Raw genomic sequence first — 19,803 nt, 5'->3', positions numbered from 1 at the left:
GTGCAGAGCGTGAACGAGTTACCGGCACCATCCGGCAGGGCTTCTTCGAAGGTCAGACGAACTTCCAGATCATCCGCAACATTCGCGGCACCAAGGCGGCAGGGTACAAAGACGGCATCCTGGCCACCACCAACCGCAATGCCAGCACGGTCGTGCATACCGCGATTCAGCATGTGGCCTCCCAGGCGCGGATGGAGGTCGCAAAGGCCAACACGGATATCGTGCAAGAGATCCAGATGGTGGCCACGCTGGATAGCAAGACCAGCCAGTTGTGCCGCTCGATGGACAAACGCAAGTTTCCGGTGGATTCCGGCCCAAGACCGCCTTTCCACCCTAACTGCCGCACCACCTTCATTCTGTTGACCAAGCTCAGCGCGATGTTCGCCAAGGGCGCAACGCGTGCCTCGGTAGGTGCTGACGGCGGAAAGCAGGTCAGTGCTGACATCGATTACTACCACTGGCTCCAGCAGCAGCCAGCCTCGTTCCAGGACGAGGCAATCGGTCCTATGCGGGCCAAGCTGTTTCGCGAGGGTGGTCTAAGCGTTGAACGCTTCGCAGAGCTGCAGCTTGACCGCAACTTTGCGCCATTGACTCTCGCGCAGATGAAAACACTGGAACCATTAGCGTTCCAAAGGGCAGGCGTCGGCCCGAATTGATCCTAAGGCGTCTGATATCAAGCCCCACGCCTCTCTGTACTGCTCAAGATCGGGCAAGTGCTTCAGGTCCACCTTGCTCCAGCCCTCAGATCTAGGAAGGGCCTGGATCGTTGCTACTGGCAAAACATAGTAATGCGGTGGGATAGGCTGCTTTTTTCCGTCTGGAGATCCGCGATTGAGGAATACCGCGACCACAAACTCGCAATCGAAGTTTTTGATGGGGAATCCAGTCGCACCTGTTCTCCAACGGCTTTTTACCTGAACTCGAACGGAAGAGTTTTGCGCAGCGTCGGTAGCCACGATGTCGTATCCAGGCATGTTGGTATAAGTCTTGTAAGCGGCGATTTTGTGAATCAGCAATTGCCCTAGCACGAGAAATTCAGCTCCTTCGCTTTCCAGCCTTGTGTCCATCCGCGCCATAACTTTCACCATTTTTATCGCCCCTGAAATAGGGACGCGATTTCATTTGCCTGCGAGGCAGGCTAATCCAAACCCAAGGGGTGCATCAACGTGGCAGAAGAAAACGAAATCGACCTGGAAAACCCGGCAATCAAGGCCGCTATCGCGACTGCCGTTGAAGCATCTGTGTCTGGTCTCAAAACCAAGAACTCGGAACTGCTGGGCAAGCTGAAGGAAACCTCCGGCAAGCTGACCCAGTTCGAAACACAGTTTGAAGGCATCGACATTGAAGCCGTCAAAGGACTGCTCAACCGTGCCGGGCAGGACGAAGAAACCAAGCTGCTGACCGAGGGCAAGGTGGACGAAGTCTTCAACCGCCGGACCGAGCGTCTGCGTGGTGACTACGACAAGCAGCTGAAGACCATCAGCGAGCGCGCCGAGAAGGCTGAATCGTTCGCTGCTAAGTTCCAGGGCAAGGTTCTGGGTGACTCGGTACGCGGTGCGGCACTGAAGGCCGGCGCTCTGCCAGAAGCAACCGACGACATCATCCTGCGCGCCAAAGGCGTGTTCACCCTTAACGAAGATGGCGATGCAGTCGCCGTTGATGAATCCGGCCAGGTCATCCTCGGTAAAGACGGCAAAACCCCTTTGACTCCGCTCGAATGGGCGGAATCTCTGCGCGAAAGCGCACCTCATCTGTGGCCAAGGGCTTCAGGGACATTTGCCCCGGGCGGGGGTGGCGGCAAGGCTGCATTCAAGCGCTCCGAAATGACCTCCGAGCAGAAGCGCGACTTCCAGCGCAAGCACGGCCAAACCGCATATCTCGCATTGCCCAAGTAAGGAGATTGACCCCATGGCTACAACCGTTAACAGCGACCTGATCATCTACAACGATGAGGCGCAAACCGCATACCTGGAGCGTGTCCAGGACAACCTGGATGTGTTCAACGCATCGTCCAACGGCGCGATGGTGCTGGACAACGAGCTGATCGAAGGCGACTTCCGCAAGCGCGCGCTCTACAAGCTGAGCGGCTCTCTGGAGCATCGCGACGTCAACTCCGACGGCAAGGTAACTGCCAAGAAGATCAGCGCCGGCGAAGCTGTCGGCGTCAAAGCTCCCTGGAAGTACGGCCCGTATCAGACCACCGAAGAGGCATTCAAGCGCCGCGGTCGTCCGGTCGAGGAGTTCTCCCAGATCGTCGGCGCCGACGTTGCTGATGCGACCTTGGAAGGCTTCATCCAGTACGCAACTGCTGGCCTCCGTGCCGCCATCGGCTCCAACGCTGACATGGTGGTTTCGGCCAACATCGAAACCGACGGCAAGAAGACGCTGACTCGCGGTATGCGAAAGTTCGGCGACAAGTTCGGCCGTATTGCTCTGTGGGTCATGCACTCCAGCGCCTACTTCGACATCGTCGACGAAGCCATCACCAACAAGATCTACGAAGAAGCTGGCGTTGTGATCTACGGCGGCCTGCCGGGCACTTTGGGCAAGCCTGTACTGGTGACCGACACCGCGCCGGCGGATGTGATCTTCGGCCTGCTGCCAAACGCCGTAACCATCACCGAGTCGCAGGCGCCGGGCTTCCGTTCCTACGAAGTGAACGACGAAGAAAACCTGAGCATCGGCTACCGCGCGGAAGGCACCGTGAATATCGATGTGCTGGGTTACAGCTGGAAAGCCACCACTGGCGGTTCCAACCCAACCCTGGCTGCAGTCGGTTCAGCTGCCAACTGGATTAAGCATGCGGGCAGCAACAAAGTCACCGCCGGCGTGATGATCACGCTGACCGCAACGCCTCCTGTTACTGGCGGTTAAGCCTCAAACTCAACGCGCGGTCAGCAATGGCCGCCTTGGAGAAACACATGGAACTGACTTACAGCAACCAGCTGAGCGGCTTCGACCCGGAGAAGCGTTACCGCAATCCGGAACACTTCGATAAGCCCGAGGCCGGTGTGACCAGTGTGCTGGTGATTGGCGATTGGCCTGGCGTGGTAGAAGCGTATCAAGCGGCCGGCATCGACGTGTCAGTGAGGGAAGCCAAACGGGTGCAGATTGTTGGTGCGGGCAGCCAGTCCGAACTGGAAAAGGTGATCTTGTCTTTGCGTGCTGAGCATGGATCGATTCAGATACTTGTTGACGGCCTGGAGGCTGGCGAGATTAACCGCCCCGAATCCGGCGAGCTGGCGCTGCGCTTGTTTGAAGTGCTGAGCACCATCCATGCCTCGGTTGGTGAGCTGACGACTGAGCGTGACGGCCTGGCCTTGAATGTCGACGCACTTCGCGGAGAGGTTGAAGCGCTGAAGAAGTCTGCCCTCACGCCGCCGGCTGACGAGGCCGGTGAAATCGCGGCGCTGAAAGCAAAGCTCGATGAGGCCAAGGTCCAGTATCGGGCAAACGTCTCCAAAGAATCCCTGGAAAAGCTCGTCGCTGAGCTGCCCAAGGAGTAATACTGCTGGCTGTCGGTGTTCCGGCGGCCATTTTTCAAAACATGCCAGCGAGTTGACGTATGACACTCATCATCGAGGACGGTACCGGCAAGCCTGACGCCGAAAGCTACGCGAGCGCCGAGGACCTGGCCATGTATGCCGTGAAGTTCGGCACGGTCATCCCCGCAGGCGTTCCCGAGCAGGAAGCGTTGCTGCGCCGGGCCGCCTTGGCGATGGATGGCATGACCTGGAAGGGAAGCAAGACGAATAGCGAGCAGGGACTGTCCTGGCCGCGCCGGGAAGTGCTGCTGGATCACGAGATCAAGCCGAACAACTACCTGCCGGCGCGTATTCAGTACGGCCAAATGGCGCTGGCCGCCGAGATCCATCAGGACGATATTGACCCGGTGGAGAAGCGGAAAGGAGCGGTGACGCTGGAGCGTGTTGAAGGTGCGGTCACCCGCGAATACGCGACGATTTCCAACACCAGTGGCCGACTGTTGCCGGCGGCGCCTGATCGACCGAGCGCTACGCAGTTTGCCGACTACTTACAAAAGCGCGGGTTGTTCGCGATCCGCGCATAGCTGTAACGGAGACCACCATGGCCACCTTCTACGACGAAATGGCCGTGATGGCTCTGGATATGATCACAGAGTTCGGCCAGCCCGTGACCATCAGCAAGACGGAGCCGGGCGAGTACGACCCGGACATCGGCGGCGAAGCGCCTGGCGCAACTGTTGACCAAATCGCCCAAGGCATCCTGCTCGACTTCACCGGCCTAGAATTCCAGAACAACAGCCTCATCCGGCAAGGCGACAAGAAGCTCAAGATCGCTGCGCAGGGTTTGGCCTGGGTGCCAGGCCTACTCGACAAAGTGGTCGTCCAGGGGCGTACCTGGTCAATTATTCCTCCGCTGAAAGAGGTCAACCCAGCCGGGACGCCAATCCTGTATGAGCTGCAGGTGCGCTCGTGAGCCGGGCAGGCGCTGGCCAGTCAGGCAGCTTCGCCCTGAGCTTGGCCGAGTTCGCCGCCCAGGCCAGTGAAGCAATCGACGCGAGCCTGCGTGAAATCATCATCGAGATTGGCAGCAGCATCATCCGCATGTCGCCGGTGGGCAACCCTGAGATATGGGCCGCCAACGTCGCTCACCGGGAATCCAATGCCCGCGCTGCCGATGACTACGACTTCAAAGTCGCCATCCGCAACACGCTCATCAACCTGAACGAGTCGAACTTCACGAAGGCAGGCAACCTCAAGCGCGGCGTGAAATATGCCAAGCCTCTAACGAAGGCCGAGCGCCACCAGAACTTCAACGTGAATGGCCTGGTCGCCGGTCAGGACTATGTCGGCGGCCGATTTCGGGCGAACTGGAATTTCTCTATTGGCTCTGTCGACAACAGCTTCCGCATTCACCCGGACCCGACAGGAGCTGAGGCGAATGCGCGGCTTGTGGCGGGCGCCATTGAGTTTAAGGCCGGCGAAACGGCTTTCATCGTAAACAACTTGCCCTACGCGATTCCGCTGGAGTTCGGCCATTCCACCCAGGCCCCCGGCGGCATGGTCCGGGTAACCGTGGCTCGCTTTCAGCAGATCGTGCTGGAGGCCATCAGGAACAACCAGGTATGAGTCACGCACGCGCCCGTCAGGCAATCGAAACGAAGCTGGCCGCATGGGCGGCTGCGCGCCCGATACGAGTGGCCTACCCAAACCAGCCTTTTACGCCAAGCGCTTCTGAAACGTACCTGCGAGCTTTCCAACTGCCGGCCAGCACAATCTGCCGCTATCTCGGCGGGGAGGCCTACGAGTACGCCGGTGTTTATCAGGTCAGCATCGTCTGCCCCTCGGCGCAGGCCATGGCCACCGCCGAAGCGCTTATTGACGAACTGACCCGGCTGTTTCGCGTCGACACGCCACTGGCCCGCAACGGTTTCGAGGGCTTGATCACCGAGCCAGTAGATCAAGGACCAACTATTACCGAGTCGGCGACCTACACGGTCCCGGCCAGCTTCACCTATCTGGGTGTCGCAGACCAACCGCCCGCTGGGGCATAACCTACCGCCGTCAGGCGGGCACTCAAGAGGAAATACACCATGGCCGCACGCTTCCCGCTGCCGAACGGCGCTGTGCTGGAGATCGCCAGAGTTTTGGGATCTGCTGTCCCATTCACCGCCTTGACCAATGCCAAACCGCCAGTCGCTGCATCTGTTGGACACAGCATTGAAATGGGCGACATCTTGCTGGTCAACTCTGGCTGGGCGCTCATCAATGATCGCGCTGTAAAAGCATCCGGGATTACTGCCGATGCTTTTTCCTTGGCTGGCCTCAACACCACCAACACAGACAAGTACACCGTCGGCGCAGGTGCCGGCTCAGTGATTCCTGTGTCCGGCTGGACGCAGATCTCGAAGGTCACGTCCTTCACATCGTCCGGCGGTGAGCAGCAGTACCAAACTGTCGGCTATCTGGAAGACGATGACGACAAACAGTTCCCGACCAACCGCAACCCCACCACGATCACCATCGTAGTAGAGGACCAGCCGACAGCTCAGTATGTGGAAACCGTCGAAGGTTATGACGACACCAAGGAGCTGGCGGTCGTCCGCATGAAGCTGCGTAACGGTGATCAGATCCTCTATCCGGGCTATGTGAGCATCACCCCTGACCCGACCATGGAGCGCAACAACGTCATGACGCGCACGATCAGCATCGGGCTTTCCGCTCGTTCGCTTCGTTATCTGGCTGGCGCATAAGGACTTCCCATGGCAAAGATCAGGATCGCCCAGAACCCTACATTCAAGGCATTCGTGCAGATTCCAATTGTCGGGGAGGAGCCCGAAAAAATTGAGTTCACCTTCAAGTATCGGGATCGGCCGGGACTTGCCGCCCTGTTTGATGATTGGAGCGCGAAGGGCAAGGAGATGCGCGCCAGTTTCGTTGAAGGGACCACATTGTCTGATGTTGTCTCTGCCGAGACCGAGCTTCAGGTGCAGCAAATCAAGGATCTCGTCGTTGGTTGGGGCTTCGATGACAAGTTCGACGACAAGAGCATCCATGCTCTTGTGAAGTCCTGTTATGGCACCGCCGAGGCGGTAATCAACGCCTACCAGAGCGCTTTTAGCCAGGCGCGCCTGGGAAACTGAGGGCGGCAGCCAAAGCAATGTACGACAGCGGCCCATCTGCTGAGCAGTTGGGTGTTCTCGGGCTGACGGCTGCCGACCTTGACGATGAGGATGTCGAGGTCTGGCCCTGCAACTGGCCGGCGTTCTTCCTGTTCAACCGGATGTCGACTCAGTGGCGCGCGGGCTCCGGCGGCGCGATCGGTCTCGACTACAACTGCATCCGCGACGTGGCCGGATTCCTCGGTATCAAGAAAAAGAAACTCGCTGAAATCTTCCCTGACCTTCAGGTGCTGGAAGGCGAAGCCCTGCGCGTCATGGCAGAGGAAAGGGAAAACAGCCCGTGAGCACGGGCACTTATTCAAGGTGAGTCGATGAACATTGCAGAACTCGGCGTCAAGATCGACTCGGCCGATGCAATCCAGGCGAAAACCAGCCTGGATGAAATGGCGAAGGCCGGCGGCCGGGCCGAGCAGTCCGCCGTTTCGCTGATGAACGAAATGCAGGCGCTGGAGAAGTCGCTTTCCACCAGCGCCAAGACTACGCAGGACCTGGCAAAGCAGCGTGACGCGCTCACCAAGTTGACCAAGACCGGCGCCTACGGCGAGGCCGAGGCGGCGAAGATCTCGGCGCAGCTCGATAAGCAGCAAATCGCCTTGGCCAAGTCTGCGATGGACGAACAGAAGGCCCTGAACAGCCTGCTTGGTGCCATCGACCCGGCCCGCGCCGCATTGGCAAAGCTGGATACCCAGGTCGAGCAACTGGGCAAGCACCTGGATGCGGGCCGTATCAACCAAGAGCAATACAACCAGGCCCTAAAGAAGATCGATGGCAAGTATGCCGAGATCGACAAAACGAGTTCGGCGTTTGCCGGCCTCGGACTGAACACCAAGGCCGCTAGGCAGAACGTGGTTCAGCTGGGAAACGCTCTGGCTGAAGGCAACATCCGCGTTGCAGCGCACAACGTTCTGGAACTGGGCACCAATGCTGGCTCATCGGCAATTCGGATCGCAGCCATGGCTGCGCCTATTGGGCTGGCTGTCGCAGCGGTCGGCGCACTCGCTTATGGATTTGTTCAGGGCAGAGCCGAAACCGACAATTACAACAAGTCGCTGATCCTCACCGGCAACTACGCAGGCGTCAGTGCCGGACAGCTCGGCGATATGGCGCGCCAGGTCAGCGCTACTGTCGGCTCTACGGGTCAGGCAGCCTCTGTCCTGGCTCTGCTGGCTGACAACGGGAAGATCGCAGGCGCGAGCTTTACCGAGATCACTCAGGCCGCCGTGTCGATGCAGGAAGCGACTGGCAAAGCTGTGAGTGAGACAGTCGGGGAGTTCTCCAAGCTGGCAGACGACCCCGTCAAGGCGTCCGCCGCGCTAAACGAGCAGTACCACTACCTGACTGCCTCGGTTTACTCGCAAATCGTGGCCCTGGAGAAGCAAGGCGATCACGCCGGCGCCGTGAAGCTCGCGACCGATGCCTACGCTGATGCGATCAATGAGCGCACTCCAAAGATTCTGGCAAACCTCAGTCTTTGGGAGAAGGCGTACAACGCCGTGGCGCGCGCCGCCGACGGGATCAAGAATATTGGTCGTCGCGACATCAACGCGGATATTGAAAGCGCGAAGGCGGACCTGCTTGAAGTGCAAAACATGGACGGTTTGTTCCAAAACAAAAAGTCCAAAGACGCGCTGATTGAGTTTCGGCAAGACCGCCTAAACATGCTGGAAGATGAGAAGGCGGCCCAAGCCGATATCGCCAAGTGGGAGGGTGACCAGGCCAAGGCCCAAGGCGAAACCGTGTCGTCGATGGCTAAAATCGATGCTTTGACTAAATCGTCATGGACGAATGAGCAGAAACGCGCCGACGCCATCAAGGACTACAAGAAACAACTCGACGATATCCGCAAGGTAGCGCCGAACGATCCTCGCCTGGCTCAGGCAACGGTCGACAAAAACATCGCCAATATCAACGACAAGTTCAAAGACCAGAAGGCCGCCGGTTCCCAGGTCGACTTAACCAGTTTCAACAACGCCAAGAACGACCTGGCGGCGATCACCGACACCTACAAAAATTACCAGAAGGAACTGGAGGCGGCTCAAAAGGCTGGCTTGCTGTCCGAGGAAGACTATCTGCTGCGGCGCCAGGCGCTGATCGGCAATCAGCTTGACCAAACTAAGGCGGCATATGAGGCCGAGATTGCTGCACTGGAGGTCGCCAAAGGCAAGAAGACCACGTCGGCCGCGCAGAGCATCCAGCTCGACCAGAAGATCGCTGACGCGCGAGCGGGAATGGTCAAGGCACAGAAGGACGCTGATAGCCAGCTTGAAGTGCTGGCGACCAACGAAACCGGGCGCCTGGCGAAGCAAGAGCGCGCGATCAGCACCTACGTGCAGGCATTGGGGCAGCAACAACGAGCCCTGGAGCTTGCCGGGCAGCGCGCCGTGATTGGCGTAGGCCAGGGTGGCCGCCAGAACGCACTCAGCGGCGAACTGAACAACCAACAGGACCGATTTGCTCAGCATTCGCTGGAGCTTGCCAACCAGAAGTCCGACCCATCACGCAACATGTCGGAGGAAGAGTTCAAGCGTAAGTCGCAAGCACTCGCCGAAGCGAATAAAGCTGCCACTGACCAGATTCGGCAGAACTACGCGGATGTGGAGAACGCTCAGGGCGACTGGACGAAGGGCGCGACAGCGGCTTGGGACAACTATTTGGATTCGGCGCGGAACATCGCCGGGCAGACGAAAAGCCTGTTCGGCAACGCCTTCAGTTCGATGGAAGACGCGGTAGTCAACTTCGCCATGACTGGTAAAGCATCGTTCTCGGACTTTGCAAAATCGATCCTGGCTGACATGGCGCGCATAGCAACGCGTCAGGCCAGCTCGGCATTACTGAGCAGCCTGGTGGGTTCCGCGGCGAGTTACTTGGGCGGCAGTGCCGCCGTTGGCAATGGGCTGGCTGCTGGATCAGCTGGTGCCGCGTCTTCAAACCTTGGCGCCTCGGCTGGCGGCTATTCCGGGTCCTACTTCCCGCAAGCATTGGGCGGCGCCTGGTCGGGCGGAGTGCAGATGTTCGCCGACGGCGGCGCTTTCACCAACTCGGTCGTCAGTAAACCCACAGCTTTTGGCATGGCCAACGGCAAAACCGGCGTTATGGGGGAGGCTGGAGCAGAGGCGATCATGCCACTGACTCGCACATCCAGCGGCAAGCTGGGTGTTATGGCCATGGGCGGTGGCGGGGCGGGTGCAACGCAGATCAACGTCGCGGTGCATATCGACGGAGACGGCAACGCATCATCCTCCGCCGACGCGCCTGGCTACGACCTGTTCGGCAAGGAGCTAGCGGCTTTTGTGGAGCAGAAGTACCAGCAGATGCGCAACAAGGACATGGGCCAGGGCGGCGTTATCAACAAAGCAATCAAGGGGCGCTGATGGCAATCGAACGATTTACATGGGCAACGGAGAAGGGCGCGGAAGGGGAGATTACCCAGCGCGTCCGGACCAAAAAGTTCGGCGATGGCTATGAGCAGTCGGTCGAGGATGGACTGAACAATCAGTCGGAATCCTGGCCGGTGACGTTTACCGGTATGGGCACGCGAATCCTGGAGATCAGGAAGTTCCTCGACAGGCATAAGGGGGCAAAAGGCTTTCTCTGGACGCCGCCCCTCGGCGAGCTTGGCCTCTACAAGTGCAACGGCTACAAGCCAGTGCACCGCGGCGGCCAGGTCTACGCCATCACCGCTACCTTCCAGCAAACCTTTCACCCCTGAGATAACCACCCATGGCACTGATCACGGACATCCAGAAACTGGAGCCCGGCGGCGAGATTCGCCTGTTCGAAATTGACGGTACCGAATACGGCGCCGATTACCTGCGCTTCCACGGTCATGCTATCCCGCACACGCCGGACGAACTATTGGCATACGAGGGATCAGAAGCCGATCTGCCGGCTAAGTCGATTTGGTGGCAGGGTGCCGAGTACGCGGCCTGGCCGGTGCAAATTGAAGGTATCGGTTCCAGCAGCGACGGAACAGCCACTCGCCCGACATTTGCCGCCGGCAACATCAATGGGCGTGTCACAGCGCTGTGCCTGGCGTTCGAGGACCTGCTGAAGTTCAAGCTCACTGTCCGCGAGACGTTGGCGCAGTATCTGGATGCAGCGAACTACCCGGAGGGCAATCCGACTGCAGACTCGACCCAGGAGGCGCTGGAGATCTGGTACATCGACCAGAAGACCAGCGAGGACGGCGAGGCGGTGGTCTGGGAGCTGTCGTCTCCTGGTGAGATCGACAACCATGGACTTCCCGGGCGCCAGATGACGACGTTCTGCCACTGGGCCATGACCAATGGTTACCGAGGGCCGGACTGCGGCTACACCGGCGCGGCCATGTTCGACGACGAAGACAACCCCACGGATGATCCGGCCAAGGATCAGTGCAAGGGCTGCCTGTCGTCCTGCAAGTTGCGATTCGGCGAGAACAACGAACTGTCCTTTGGCGGATTCCCCGCCGTGTCTCTCATTGCCCGGAGCTGACCATGCGCAAGCACATCATTGCGGCCATCCAGGCGCATGCGGCGACGGAGTATCCGCGAGAGTGCTGCGGCCTGCTGTTGGCCGTGGGCCGCGCGCAGAAGTACTTCCCGTGCCGGAACATAGCCAAGGAGCCGAACGAAGAGTTCCGGCTTGACCCCGAGGACTACGCCGCGGCGGAAGACTTGGGCGAGGTGATCGGCATCGTCCACTCGCACCCGGACGCCACCAGCAGGCCCTCACCGCATGACTTGGCCATGTGTGAGGCCACGGCTTTGCCATGGCACATCCTGTCTTGGCCCGAGGGTGACTTGCGCACGATTACGCCGGCGGGTAGCACGCCGCTGCTCAAGCGCCCGTTCGTGCACGGCGCTTGGGACTGTTGGCAGGTTTGCGCCGATTGGTATCAGCGGGAATGGGGGCTGAAGTTTGAAGCCTTCCAGCGCGTCGATGGCTGGTGGGAGAGTGCAGAGAACGTAAGCCTGTACGAGCAGCATTACGCGGCAGCCGGCTTTGTGCGAGTCGACCGGCCACAGCGCGGCGACCTAATCGTCATGCATGTCGGGCGGACTGTTCACCCGAACCACGCTGGGATTTACCTGGGCACAGACCCGGCACTGCCCGATGAAGAGTCGGGTACGTTCGGCATCGGTCCATTCCTACTACACCATCTTTACGGAAGGCCATCTGAGATCATTGTCTTTGGCGGATCTTGGTATGACCGAACCAGCTTGATTCTCCGGCACAAAGACGCCATGAGCCAATTGAAATAATTTTATTTAGCGCCAGAGTCGCTGAATTCTGCAGCCTCTGGATGTTGCAGCATCGTCGCTCAACTATACTGTGCACAGCAAAACCGTTTTCCCCTCGGATGTCCTCAATTTTCGCCAGAAGATGCCGATAGGACTGGTGTGATCACAGAGGCGATTTCCTATGTTCAACGCTAACCTTAAGAAACAGCTTCAATTTCAAAATAATGAGCTGTTGGAGCTGCGCCAGCTGCGCGATGGCCTTAACCGTGAAATGTTAACTTTGAGTATCGACTCAACGTTTAGAATTACGGCATGTAACGACAATTTTGGAAAAGCACTGGGCTATGCTCCGGATAGTCTTTTAGGTCGCGCAATGGCAGAGATTGTGCCGCAGTACGTATCCAAACTAGAGTGCTTTCATAACTTCCGATCCGCGGTTGCCGCAGGCAGATCGATCACCGACGATTATAGGTACCTTCATGCTGATGGCTCATTAGTCTGGATTCATGCACATTGGCAGCCAATCAAAGATGAGAGTGGCCAGTTGAGTCATGTTACTTGCTACGCTACTAACATTACTTCTCGAGTAGAAAAAGCTTCGGAAAATGCGTCATTTATTGAGGCGCTACTACGTTCTACAGCGGTGATCGAGTTCGATCTCTCTGGAAATGTACTGATGGCAAATGATCAGTTTTTACAAGCTATGGGCTACAGCCTAAAACAAGCAAAAGGGAGCCATCACCGAGTTTTCTGTAAACCAGAGCAAGTTTCATCCCAGGAATACAAGGATTTCTGGTCAGCGTTGAATAGAGGTGAGTTTATTGCCGGCCGATTCGAGCGCTTAGACAGCCGCGGCCAAACGGTGTGGCTGGAAGCAACCTACAACCCTGTTTACGACACCGAAGGTAAACTTTGTAAAGTAGTAAAGTTCGCGACTGTGGTGACGGATCAGGTGGCCCGTGAGCAAGAAGTCAGCGGGGCAGCCCAAACAGCGTTTGAGATATCCCAGCAAACTGATATCAGCGCACAGCGAGGAGCTGTTGTCGTAAACGACACTATGCACACAATGCGTAAAATCGCCGCTGACATGCAGGCAGCCTCTGGGGGAGTAGAAGCGCTGGGCAAACAGTCATTGTTGATCAGCTCGATTATTCAGACGATTAGCAGCATCGCTCAGCAAACCAATCTTCTGGCTTTAAACGCTGCGATTGAAGCCGCTCGCGCAGGTGAGCAGGGTCGAGGCTTTGCCGTTGTGGCCGACGAGGTTCGACAATTGGCTGGGCGAACCAGCACGGCGACAGAAGAAATCGCATCGGTAGTTTTACAGAATCAGAAGCTGGTAGATGAGACCGTCACTGAAATGGCGAATAGCAAATCACAAGCTGAACAGGGCCTTGAGCTCGCCACCCAGGCAGGTCAGGTCATTGTCGAAATTCAGGATGGTGCGAAGCGAGTGGTCGACGCGGTGGGCAGGTTTGCGACCCAGGTTGCTTAGCGAACGAGGTGGTCCGGTAAGGCTGCCATTTTGAGGGCTAGGTTCATTCGTTGGAGAGTAACTTTAAATCGGCCCAGAGGCGTAGCTTCTGAGACAACGCACTATTTGTTGGTGAGTTACTGGATCGCCAGTAAGAGACTGGCGGTACTTAAACTAGCGCGTATTGCAGCGCATCAAATTGATCAAGGCTCGTTTCTGCGGGCCTTTTTATTGCCTGGAGAAAAGCAAATGGCGGCACTTGCCGTTAATTATCAGCCTATGACCACGATCCTGCTCTACGGACAGCTTCGTCAGTTTGGTAAGTCCTTTCGGATGGCCGTAAGGACGCCGGCAGAAGCAGTTAAGGCCCTGTGCGTGCAAATTCCAGGGTTCGAGCGATTCTTGTCCAACGCGAAGTCCCGTGGGATCGAGTTCGCCGTATTTCGCGGCAAGACAAACCTAGCTGAGAAGGAACTTGAGTTCTCGGGGGAGGGTGATATTCGCATTGCCCCGGTGATAACCGGCAGTAAGCGCGGCGGAGCGCTGCAAACCATTGTCGGCGCAGTACTGATCGTTGTCGGGCTGGTCATCACCGGCGGAACCTTTGGCGCGGGGGCACCGTTTGGCTCAGCCTTGATCATGATGGGCGGTTCGATGGTGCTGGGCGGCGTTATCCAAATGCTCAGCCCCCAGGCCGGCGGCCTCAAGACCAGTGCGGCGCCGGAGAATACTCCCGGCTACGCCTTCGGTAGCGCGAAGAACACCACGGCATCCGGCAACCCGGCAGCACTGTGTGCCGGCCGCCGACGCTGGGGCGGCGCGATCATCAGTGCCGAAATCTACGCGGAAGACCAAATGTAGCCCGCACCTGCTGAACAGCGCCGCCCCTTGAGGCGGTTTTTTATTGCCTGGAGGAAAGCATGGGCGCAGCAAAGAAGCTCGACATCTACGGCGCCAAAGGTGGTTCCGAGAAACCGAAAATACCAACCGAAGCGCCGGACAGTCTGCGCTCTGTTGCTATCGCGAAAATGCTGATCGCGGTGGGCGAGGGTGAGTTCGAAGGCATACCGACGGCGCGCGACATCTATCTCGACAACACCCCCCTGCAAGACCCTCAGGGAAACATCAATTTCCCGAATGTGAAGTGGGAGTGGCGAGCAGGAGCGGTAGACCAAACCTACATCCAGGGCATTCCATCTGTCGCGAACGAAACCACTATTGGCACCGAGTTGCGTAGCGGTACTCCATGGGTCCGTTCCATCAGCAACACACAGCTCTCGGCTGTGCGCGTGCGCTTTGCATGGCCGGCGCTTCAATCTGTGGATGCTGGCAGCAACATCAATGGTTACGCGATCGGCTACAAGATCGAGTTGGCCACTGACGGCGGCGCCTACCAGGAAGTGCTGAGCGAGGGGGTTTCCGGAAAGACCACCAGCCTGTACGAGCGCAGCCGGCGAATCGATCTGCCGCGCGCAACGGCTGGATGGTTGCTGAAGATCACCCGGCTGACGTCCAACCAGAACAACAACAAAATCTCCGATACGATGCAGATCGCCGGTTTCACCGAGGTGATCGACGCAAAGATTCGTTACCCAAATACGGCCCTACTTTTCATCGAGTTTTCGGCCGAGCAGTTCCGCAATATTCCAGCGGTAACGCTCGAGTGTGATGGCCGAAAATGGCAGGTGCCGAATAACTATGATCCCCGATCGCGTAGCTACACAGGTGTCTGGGATGGGACGTTCAAGGAGGCCTGGACGGACAACCCTGTCTGGCACACCTACGGCATCACAACGAACGACCGTTTCGGCCTGGGCCGCCGCATCAAGCCGTGGATGGTCGACAAGTGGGAGCTGTACCGCATCTCGCAGTATTGCGACCATCTGGTGCCGGACGGGAAGGGTGGCCAGGAGCCGCGATTCATCTGCAATTTAAACCTGCAGAGCAAGGCTGATGCCTGGTCGCTACTGCGCGATATCTCGGCGATCTACCGAGGGATGACCTACTGGGCTCAGGGCCAGGTATTCACCCTGTCGGATATGCCGCGAGCCACGGACTTCGACTTCGCTTACACCCGCGCAAGCGTGCTCGATGGCAAGTTCACCTATTCCAGCGCGTCGGAGCGCACCCGCTATACCCGCGCGCTGGTCAGTTACGACAACCCGCTGAACAACTATGACACCGACGTCACGGCCGTCACCGACCAGAAGCTGCAGCGGCGCTACGGCGACAATCCGTTGGAAATCAGCGCGATTGGCTGCACCCGCGAATCCGAGGCCCAGCGCCGTGGTAAGTGGGCGCTGCTCACAAACTCCAAGGATCGGGCGGTCACCTTCAAGGTCGGCCTCGACGGTCGTATCCCGCTGCCCGGCTACGTAATTCCGATCGCTGACGAACTGCTGGCCGGTCGGCCGGTGGGCGGGCGCATCTCGGCTGTGAATGGCAAGGTCATCACCCTGGACCGCGACACCCAGGCCAAGCCCGGCGACCGGCTGATCCTCAACCTGCCTGATGGCAAGTGTGAGGGGCGGACTGTGCAACTGGTGAGTGGCCGGAAAGTCACGGTGACCGTGGCTTATTCCGTGACGCCCGAAGCTGAACTGGTGTGGGCGCTGGATGCCGACGACTTGGCGATCCCGCTGTATCGGGTCGTGAGCGTAGCCCGGCCAGAGCCTGGCGTGTTCGAGATCTCGGCCGTGCAGTACGACCCGAGCAAGTTTGCGCACATCGACACCGGCGCGCGCCTGGAAGAACGGCCGATCAGCGTTATCCCGATCACCGTTGTTCCGGCGCCGGCCAGCGTCACCCTGACATCAAGCTACGCCGTGAATCAGGGCATTGCGATCAGCACCATGAACATCTCGTGGCCAGCCGTCACCGGCGCCGTCGCGTACGACGTGGAGTGGCGTAAGGACCGCGGCAACTGGATCAAGGTGCAGCGCACCGGCTCGACAAGCGTCGACGTCACCGGCATCTACTCGGGCGCCTACTTGGCGCGCGTGCGCTCGGTGAGCGCCTTCGAGATTTCGTCGATCTGGAAAAGCTCCATCTTGACCAATCTGCAAGGTAAAACCGGCTTGCCGCCGGCGGTGTCGTTCCTGACCACCACCAGCCTGGTCTATGGCATCGGCATCCAGTGGGGCTTTCCACCAGGTGCCGAAGACACCCAGCGCACGGAGGTTTGGTACAGCCAGTCGGCTGACCTGTCGACTGCGGCCAAGCTGAGCGACTTCAGCTACCCGCAAGCATCGCACGAGATGCACAGCCTATTGGCCGGGGCGAGCCTGTTCTTCTGGGCGCGCCTGGTGGACCGCACCGGCAACGTGGGCCCGTTCTTTCCTGTGGCCGGTGCCGTCAATGGCCAGGCCAGCTCAAAGCAGAGCGATTACGAAGCGTACTACGCGGACAAGATCGGCAAGGGGGCGCTCTACCAGAGTCTGCGCGAAGAGATCGAGTTGATTTCGAGCGATGGGCCAGAGTCGGTGAATGCGCGCCTGAAAGAGGCCAAGGCGGAGCTTGAGGGGTTGCTTGGCCAGATTACCGGTGCGACGCCATTCGATCCGGCCAAGCCGTACCTGGCCGGCTCATTCGTTCAGCAGGACGGCCACATCTACCAAGCCATCCAGGAGGTGCCGGCAGGCGTAACGCCTCCGAATGCGACCTACTGGAAGGACATCGGCACGATCCTGGAAACGACCAACGCGCTCACCCAACAGGTTGCCCTGGTCAGCAACAAGATCGAAGAGATCGACGGAAAGATCGTGGCCACCGCCACCTCGGTGGAGGCTTTGCGATCTGCTGCTCGTGGTGATGACGGCGCCGGTGATCTGGCCGACGCAATCAAGGGCTGGACGTCTACGGCTGATCTTGCTGTAGAGCGTAAAACCCGGGCCAGCGAAAACGATGCGATAGCTCAGCAACTGCTCACCCTGGGCGCGCAGGTTGGCAATAACAAGTCGTCGCTGACCGTTCTGGAGCAGGTGGTAGCCAGCAACCGCGAGACCTCCGCAGCGCAGATCACCAAACTGAACAGCGATCTGTCTGCGGTCGATCAAAAGGCGAACGGCACTGCCCAGGCGCTCACCAGCCTCGACACAAAAGTCACCAGCCTGGACGGAATGATCACTTCACAAGCGTCGAGCAATGAAGCGCTGCGCGCTTCCGTGCGCGGTGACGACGGGGCTGGTGAGTTGGCCAGCGCTGTCAAGGCATGGGATGCCACGGCCAGTTTTGTGGCTGAGAAGAAGGTGCAAGCCTCCGCCAACGAAGCCCAAGCCAAGACATCAGAAACGCTGCAATCAAGCATCGGTCAGACGAATGCTTCCGTGCAGCAGGTCAGCCAAACCCTAGTGGGACTGGATGGTCGGGTATCGGCTCAAGTCACCATGAAGGCTCAAACAATCGTGGACGGGCGGAAGGTCGCCACAGGCTTTGCCTTCGGCGCGAATGGCGAGCAGTCGGAGTTCCTGATCATGGCCCAGCGTATGGCGGTCGTGAACGAGATTGATGGCAAAGTTGTACCGATGTTCGTCATTGAGAACGGCCAAGCCGTGTTCAACACCGCGATCATAAGCAAGGCGATCATTCAGGAAATCATCCTCGGCATGGTGCTTCGTTCGCCGACTGTTGACTCGAAGGAGCGGCCGCTATTGGAAATCAATATCCCGGCGGGCACATTCACACTTCGTGGTGAAGGTGTTGATGGCTCGATCCTGCTCGACAGTACTGGCCTGGCTGTGTACGACGGACGCGAGAAAAGGCGCGGGAAGTTCGGGAGGATTTCTTGATGGAGGAATATGGCCTGGGGACGTGGGACCTAAACGACGTTCAACTGCTCGGCACCGCTTCATTCACGATGAGGGTGGTGCTATCCACCCTTGTTACTTTCGCCAGCGGCGGGGGAGCTTCGACCCAATCATTCAGTGTTCCTGGCTGCACGCCGGAAAACAGCTTCGCAGTAATTGTGCCGATCGCTGCGTACAACGCGGGCAACCAATTGCACCAGGTTCAATTTGAGCCAGAGATGCTGAATGGTTCAGTGCGAGTTTGGCGGGGGCACCGAACAGCTGTTAATGGGCTGTACGCATTTGGAACTCAGCGACTTATCGTGGCGAGGTTTGGGTAATGTCCTATGGATTTGAGCTCATCAATAATTCGGATGCAGTGACGGTTGATTCGGAGTTTGCTCGTATTGTCGTTCTGTCTAAAGGCCGCTTTATTCCAACTCAAGAATCAGGAATGGGGTCGATGACTTATTTCGAAAAAGTAGTCACCACTCAGGAGCCGCCGTTGGTTTTCGTAAAGCCGGATCGTGTTTCTGCGATCGCCGGCCTTTGCAGGGTACTGATTACGGGGTCAGCTGGTAACTGGACGGGTTTCTACGTGCGGGCCTACAACAACGCCACTGCACAGCCAAATGGTAGCTACTTTGTGGTTGCATTTCAGGTGAGCCCCAGTTCTGGATATGGAGCCCAGTTGTTTGACGCAAATGAAAGTTTGATTTTTGATACTGGTAGCCCTGTCGCCGTGTTCACGAAGTCCTATCAGTCCTGGTCCTACGTAATGTCGGGCACGGACTCTCAGGGAGTGCCCATGGTTTACTTCAGTGTTCCGTTTGATTTTTCTTCGCCTGACTACATGCTGATTAACAATTTCGCGATGGATATGGCCGGCGCACAAACACGAGATGTCAGCCTCTATTGCTGGTGGGACTTCCCTGGTAACCGACTATGGGCGATCACCATCGGCGCAACAGCTATGAACACCCTGTACCTGCCCGCTGTCTTTGCACGCAGCCAAGCGTAGTTCTTAATTGATATAGAGCCCGCCAAGTGCGGGTCTTTCTTTGTCTGGAGATAATAATGACTTCTTGGTTTTCAGAAGGAACCGTAACCGTCACGAATGGCAACGCCACCGTGACAGGCGTAGGTACGAAGTTTTCCAACTGCCGATCCGGCGACATGTTCGTTGGTCCGGATAACGGCATTTATCAAGTGATCAACCCAGCGAGTGACACCTCCTTATCGATCTCGCCCGCTTATCGCGGAGCAACCGCCAGTGGCGCTGTATACGGCATTGTGCCGGTAAACGGTTACCCCAAAGCGCTGGCTGATGCGGTTAATCAGATGGTGCAGCAGTGGGGCGCTACCTTGGCGGGATTGGGCTCCGTTTCGACAGAGAACATCGTGCCGGTTGCGAAGGGTGGGACAGGAGCCTCGGTACCAGCTGCGGCGCGTGCGAACCTAGGTTTGGGAGCTGCGGCCACAGCCGGTTTCGGTATCGGAGCTGGTCAGGTGCTTTCAGTCCCCATGCTTGGCCTTGGGTCTCGGGAGGCCATTGGGAACAGTTCTATCTACAAGTCCATGAACGTTTGGGAAAGCGGTGTTGGTGTAATTGCTGACGGCACGCAGTTTAGACCTGTGACTTACGGCACGCTGCTAAAC

General features: G+C 58.2%; 20 protein-coding genes and 2 pseudogenes. 21 read left to right on the top strand and 1 reads right to left on the bottom strand.

Annotated features, from left to right (window positions below; all coding sequences use genetic code 11):
- Positions 1-656: minor capsid protein (locus tag ACP7B3_RS29500; RefSeq protein ID WP_426182926.1), on the top strand; the 656-nt coding region annotated here is incomplete at its 5' end.
- Here the strand turns inward: ACP7B3_RS29500 and ACP7B3_RS29495 are convergent.
- Positions 621-1,088, bottom strand: a complete 468-nt coding sequence (locus ACP7B3_RS29495; RefSeq protein ID WP_256670891.1) for a hypothetical protein — start codon at positions 1,086-1,088, stop codon at positions 621-623. The genes ACP7B3_RS29500 and ACP7B3_RS29495 overlap by 36 nt on opposite strands.
- Before the next feature lie 78 nt (positions 1,089-1,166).
- On the opposite strand from ACP7B3_RS29495, the gene ACP7B3_RS29490 reads away from it, so the two are divergent.
- From ACP7B3_RS29490 to ACP7B3_RS29395, 20 genes and pseudogenes are all read left to right on the top strand, one after another.
- Positions 1,167-1,895, top strand: coding sequence for a hypothetical protein (locus tag ACP7B3_RS29490; protein ID WP_145163877.1), 729 nt, complete (start codon positions 1,167-1,169; stop codon positions 1,893-1,895).
- A gap of 13 nt (positions 1,896-1,908) precedes the next feature.
- Complete coding sequence (locus ACP7B3_RS29485; RefSeq protein WP_145163879.1) at positions 1,909-2,874, top strand: major capsid protein; 966 nt, start codon at positions 1,909-1,911, stop codon at positions 2,872-2,874.
- Positions 2,875-2,921: 47 nt separating this feature from the next.
- The gene (locus ACP7B3_RS29480) at positions 2,922-3,506 is read left to right on the top strand and encodes a hypothetical protein (protein ID WP_178119727.1); all 585 of its coding nucleotides are present in this window, start codon (positions 2,922-2,924) and stop codon (positions 3,504-3,506) included.
- A 59-nt stretch (positions 3,507-3,565) separates the two neighbouring features.
- Positions 3,566-4,069: a DnaT-like ssDNA-binding protein gene (locus tag ACP7B3_RS29475; protein ID WP_145163883.1), complete on the top strand. Its 504-nt coding sequence runs from the start codon at positions 3,566-3,568 to the stop codon at positions 4,067-4,069.
- A 17-nt stretch (positions 4,070-4,086) separates the two neighbouring features.
- Positions 4,087-4,458, top strand: a complete 372-nt coding sequence (locus ACP7B3_RS29470) for a hypothetical protein (RefSeq protein ID WP_145163885.1) — start codon at positions 4,087-4,089, stop codon at positions 4,456-4,458.
- Positions 4,455-5,111, top strand: coding sequence for a hypothetical protein (locus ACP7B3_RS29465; RefSeq protein ID WP_145163887.1), 657 nt, complete (start codon positions 4,455-4,457; stop codon positions 5,109-5,111). The genes ACP7B3_RS29470 and ACP7B3_RS29465 overlap by 4 nt, the downstream gene beginning before the upstream one ends.
- Entirely contained in the window at positions 5,108-5,536 is a 429-nt protein-coding gene (locus tag ACP7B3_RS29460; RefSeq protein ID WP_145163889.1) for a phage tail terminator-like protein, read from the top strand. The genes ACP7B3_RS29465 and ACP7B3_RS29460 overlap by 4 nt, the downstream gene beginning before the upstream one ends.
- Positions 5,537-5,575: 39 nt before the next feature.
- Positions 5,576-6,235, top strand: coding sequence for a phage tail protein (locus ACP7B3_RS29455; protein WP_145163890.1), 660 nt, complete (start codon positions 5,576-5,578; stop codon positions 6,233-6,235).
- 9 nt (positions 6,236-6,244) lie between these two features.
- Complete coding sequence (locus ACP7B3_RS29450; protein ID WP_145163892.1) at positions 6,245-6,625, top strand: phage tail assembly chaperone; 381 nt, start codon at positions 6,245-6,247, stop codon at positions 6,623-6,625.
- Between the two features lie 17 nt (positions 6,626-6,642).
- Entirely contained in the window at positions 6,643-6,948 is a 306-nt protein-coding gene (locus ACP7B3_RS29445) for a DUF1799 domain-containing protein (protein WP_256676497.1), read from the top strand.
- Between the two features lie 27 nt (positions 6,949-6,975).
- Complete coding sequence (locus tag ACP7B3_RS29440; RefSeq protein WP_426182916.1) at positions 6,976-10,035, top strand: phage tail tape measure protein; 3,060 nt, start codon at positions 6,976-6,978, stop codon at positions 10,033-10,035.
- The gene (locus ACP7B3_RS29435) at positions 10,035-10,373 is read left to right on the top strand and encodes a phage tail protein (RefSeq protein WP_145163896.1); all 339 of its coding nucleotides are present in this window, start codon (positions 10,035-10,037) and stop codon (positions 10,371-10,373) included. Before ACP7B3_RS29440 ends, ACP7B3_RS29435 begins: the two co-directional genes overlap by 1 nt.
- Before the next feature lie 11 nt (positions 10,374-10,384).
- Positions 10,385-11,137 (top strand): phage minor tail protein L, encoded by a 753-nt coding sequence (locus tag ACP7B3_RS29430; protein WP_145163898.1) that lies wholly within the window; start codon positions 10,385-10,387, stop codon positions 11,135-11,137.
- Between the two features lie 2 nt (positions 11,138-11,139).
- Complete coding sequence (locus ACP7B3_RS29425) at positions 11,140-11,907, top strand: C40 family peptidase (RefSeq protein WP_145163900.1); 768 nt, start codon at positions 11,140-11,142, stop codon at positions 11,905-11,907.
- A gap of 160 nt (positions 11,908-12,067) precedes the next feature.
- Positions 12,068-12,844, top strand: a pseudogene (locus tag ACP7B3_RS29420) (PAS domain-containing protein); the annotation flags it as partial.
- Positions 12,845-12,943: 99 nt separating this feature from the next.
- Positions 12,944-13,381: a methyl-accepting chemotaxis protein gene (locus ACP7B3_RS29415; RefSeq protein WP_250212154.1), complete on the top strand. Its 438-nt coding sequence runs from the start codon at positions 12,944-12,946 to the stop codon at positions 13,379-13,381.
- Positions 13,382-13,609: 228 nt separating this feature from the next.
- Complete coding sequence (locus tag ACP7B3_RS29410; protein WP_145164116.1) at positions 13,610-14,221, top strand: tail assembly protein; 612 nt, start codon at positions 13,610-13,612, stop codon at positions 14,219-14,221.
- Positions 14,222-14,280: 59 nt separating this feature from the next.
- Positions 14,281-18,147: a phage tail protein gene (locus tag ACP7B3_RS29405; protein WP_426182912.1), complete on the top strand. Its 3,867-nt coding sequence runs from the start codon at positions 14,281-14,283 to the stop codon at positions 18,145-18,147.
- Between the two features lie 337 nt (positions 18,148-18,484).
- On the top strand, positions 18,485-19,165 hold the full coding sequence (locus tag ACP7B3_RS29400) for a hypothetical protein (protein ID WP_426182909.1): 681 nt from the start codon (positions 18,485-18,487) through the stop codon (positions 19,163-19,165).
- 56 nt (positions 19,166-19,221) lie between these two features.
- Positions 19,222-19,803, top strand: a pseudogene (locus ACP7B3_RS29395) (tail fiber domain-containing protein); the annotation flags it as partial.

This window comes from Pseudomonas sp. TWRC1-2 (genome assembly GCF_049896685.1).
Taxonomy (GTDB): domain Bacteria; phylum Pseudomonadota; class Gammaproteobacteria; order Pseudomonadales; family Pseudomonadaceae; genus Aquipseudomonas.
The sequence above is the reverse complement of the archived record's forward strand: the minus strand, read 5'-3'. Positions and strand labels throughout refer to the sequence as shown.

Excerpts from the sequence above, each read along its gene's own strand:
- ACP7B3_RS29495 (WP_256670891.1), bottom strand. The coding sequence starts at position 1,088 with ATGGTGAAAGTTATGGCGCGGATGGACACAAGGCTGGAAAGCGAAGGA.
- ACP7B3_RS29485 (WP_145163879.1), top strand. The coding sequence starts at position 1,909 with ATGGCTACAACCGTTAACAGCGACCTGATCATCTACAACGATGAGGCG.
- ACP7B3_RS29480 (WP_178119727.1), top strand. The coding sequence starts at position 2,922 with ATGGAACTGACTTACAGCAACCAGCTGAGCGGCTTCGACCCGGAGAAG.
- ACP7B3_RS29475 (WP_145163883.1), top strand. The coding sequence starts at position 3,566 with ATGACACTCATCATCGAGGACGGTACCGGCAAGCCTGACGCCGAAAGC.
- ACP7B3_RS29470 (WP_145163885.1), top strand. The coding sequence starts at position 4,087 with ATGGCCACCTTCTACGACGAAATGGCCGTGATGGCTCTGGATATGATC.
- ACP7B3_RS29460 (WP_145163889.1), top strand. The coding sequence starts at position 5,108 with ATGAGTCACGCACGCGCCCGTCAGGCAATCGAAACGAAGCTGGCCGCA.
- ACP7B3_RS29455 (WP_145163890.1), top strand. The coding sequence starts at position 5,576 with ATGGCCGCACGCTTCCCGCTGCCGAACGGCGCTGTGCTGGAGATCGCC.
- ACP7B3_RS29450 (WP_145163892.1), top strand. The coding sequence starts at position 6,245 with ATGGCAAAGATCAGGATCGCCCAGAACCCTACATTCAAGGCATTCGTG.
- ACP7B3_RS29445 (WP_256676497.1), top strand. The coding sequence starts at position 6,643 with ATGTACGACAGCGGCCCATCTGCTGAGCAGTTGGGTGTTCTCGGGCTG.
- ACP7B3_RS29440 (WP_426182916.1), top strand. The coding sequence starts at position 6,976 with ATGAACATTGCAGAACTCGGCGTCAAGATCGACTCGGCCGATGCAATC.
- ACP7B3_RS29435 (WP_145163896.1), top strand. The coding sequence starts at position 10,035 with ATGGCAATCGAACGATTTACATGGGCAACGGAGAAGGGCGCGGAAGGG.
- ACP7B3_RS29430 (WP_145163898.1), top strand. The coding sequence starts at position 10,385 with ATGGCACTGATCACGGACATCCAGAAACTGGAGCCCGGCGGCGAGATT.
- ACP7B3_RS29425 (WP_145163900.1), top strand. The coding sequence starts at position 11,140 with ATGCGCAAGCACATCATTGCGGCCATCCAGGCGCATGCGGCGACGGAG.
- ACP7B3_RS29415 (WP_250212154.1), top strand. The coding sequence starts at position 12,944 with ATGCACACAATGCGTAAAATCGCCGCTGACATGCAGGCAGCCTCTGGG.
- ACP7B3_RS29410 (WP_145164116.1), top strand. The coding sequence starts at position 13,610 with ATGGCGGCACTTGCCGTTAATTATCAGCCTATGACCACGATCCTGCTC.
- ACP7B3_RS29405 (WP_426182912.1), top strand. The coding sequence starts at position 14,281 with ATGGGCGCAGCAAAGAAGCTCGACATCTACGGCGCCAAAGGTGGTTCC.
- ACP7B3_RS29400 (WP_426182909.1), top strand. The coding sequence starts at position 18,485 with ATGTCCTATGGATTTGAGCTCATCAATAATTCGGATGCAGTGACGGTT.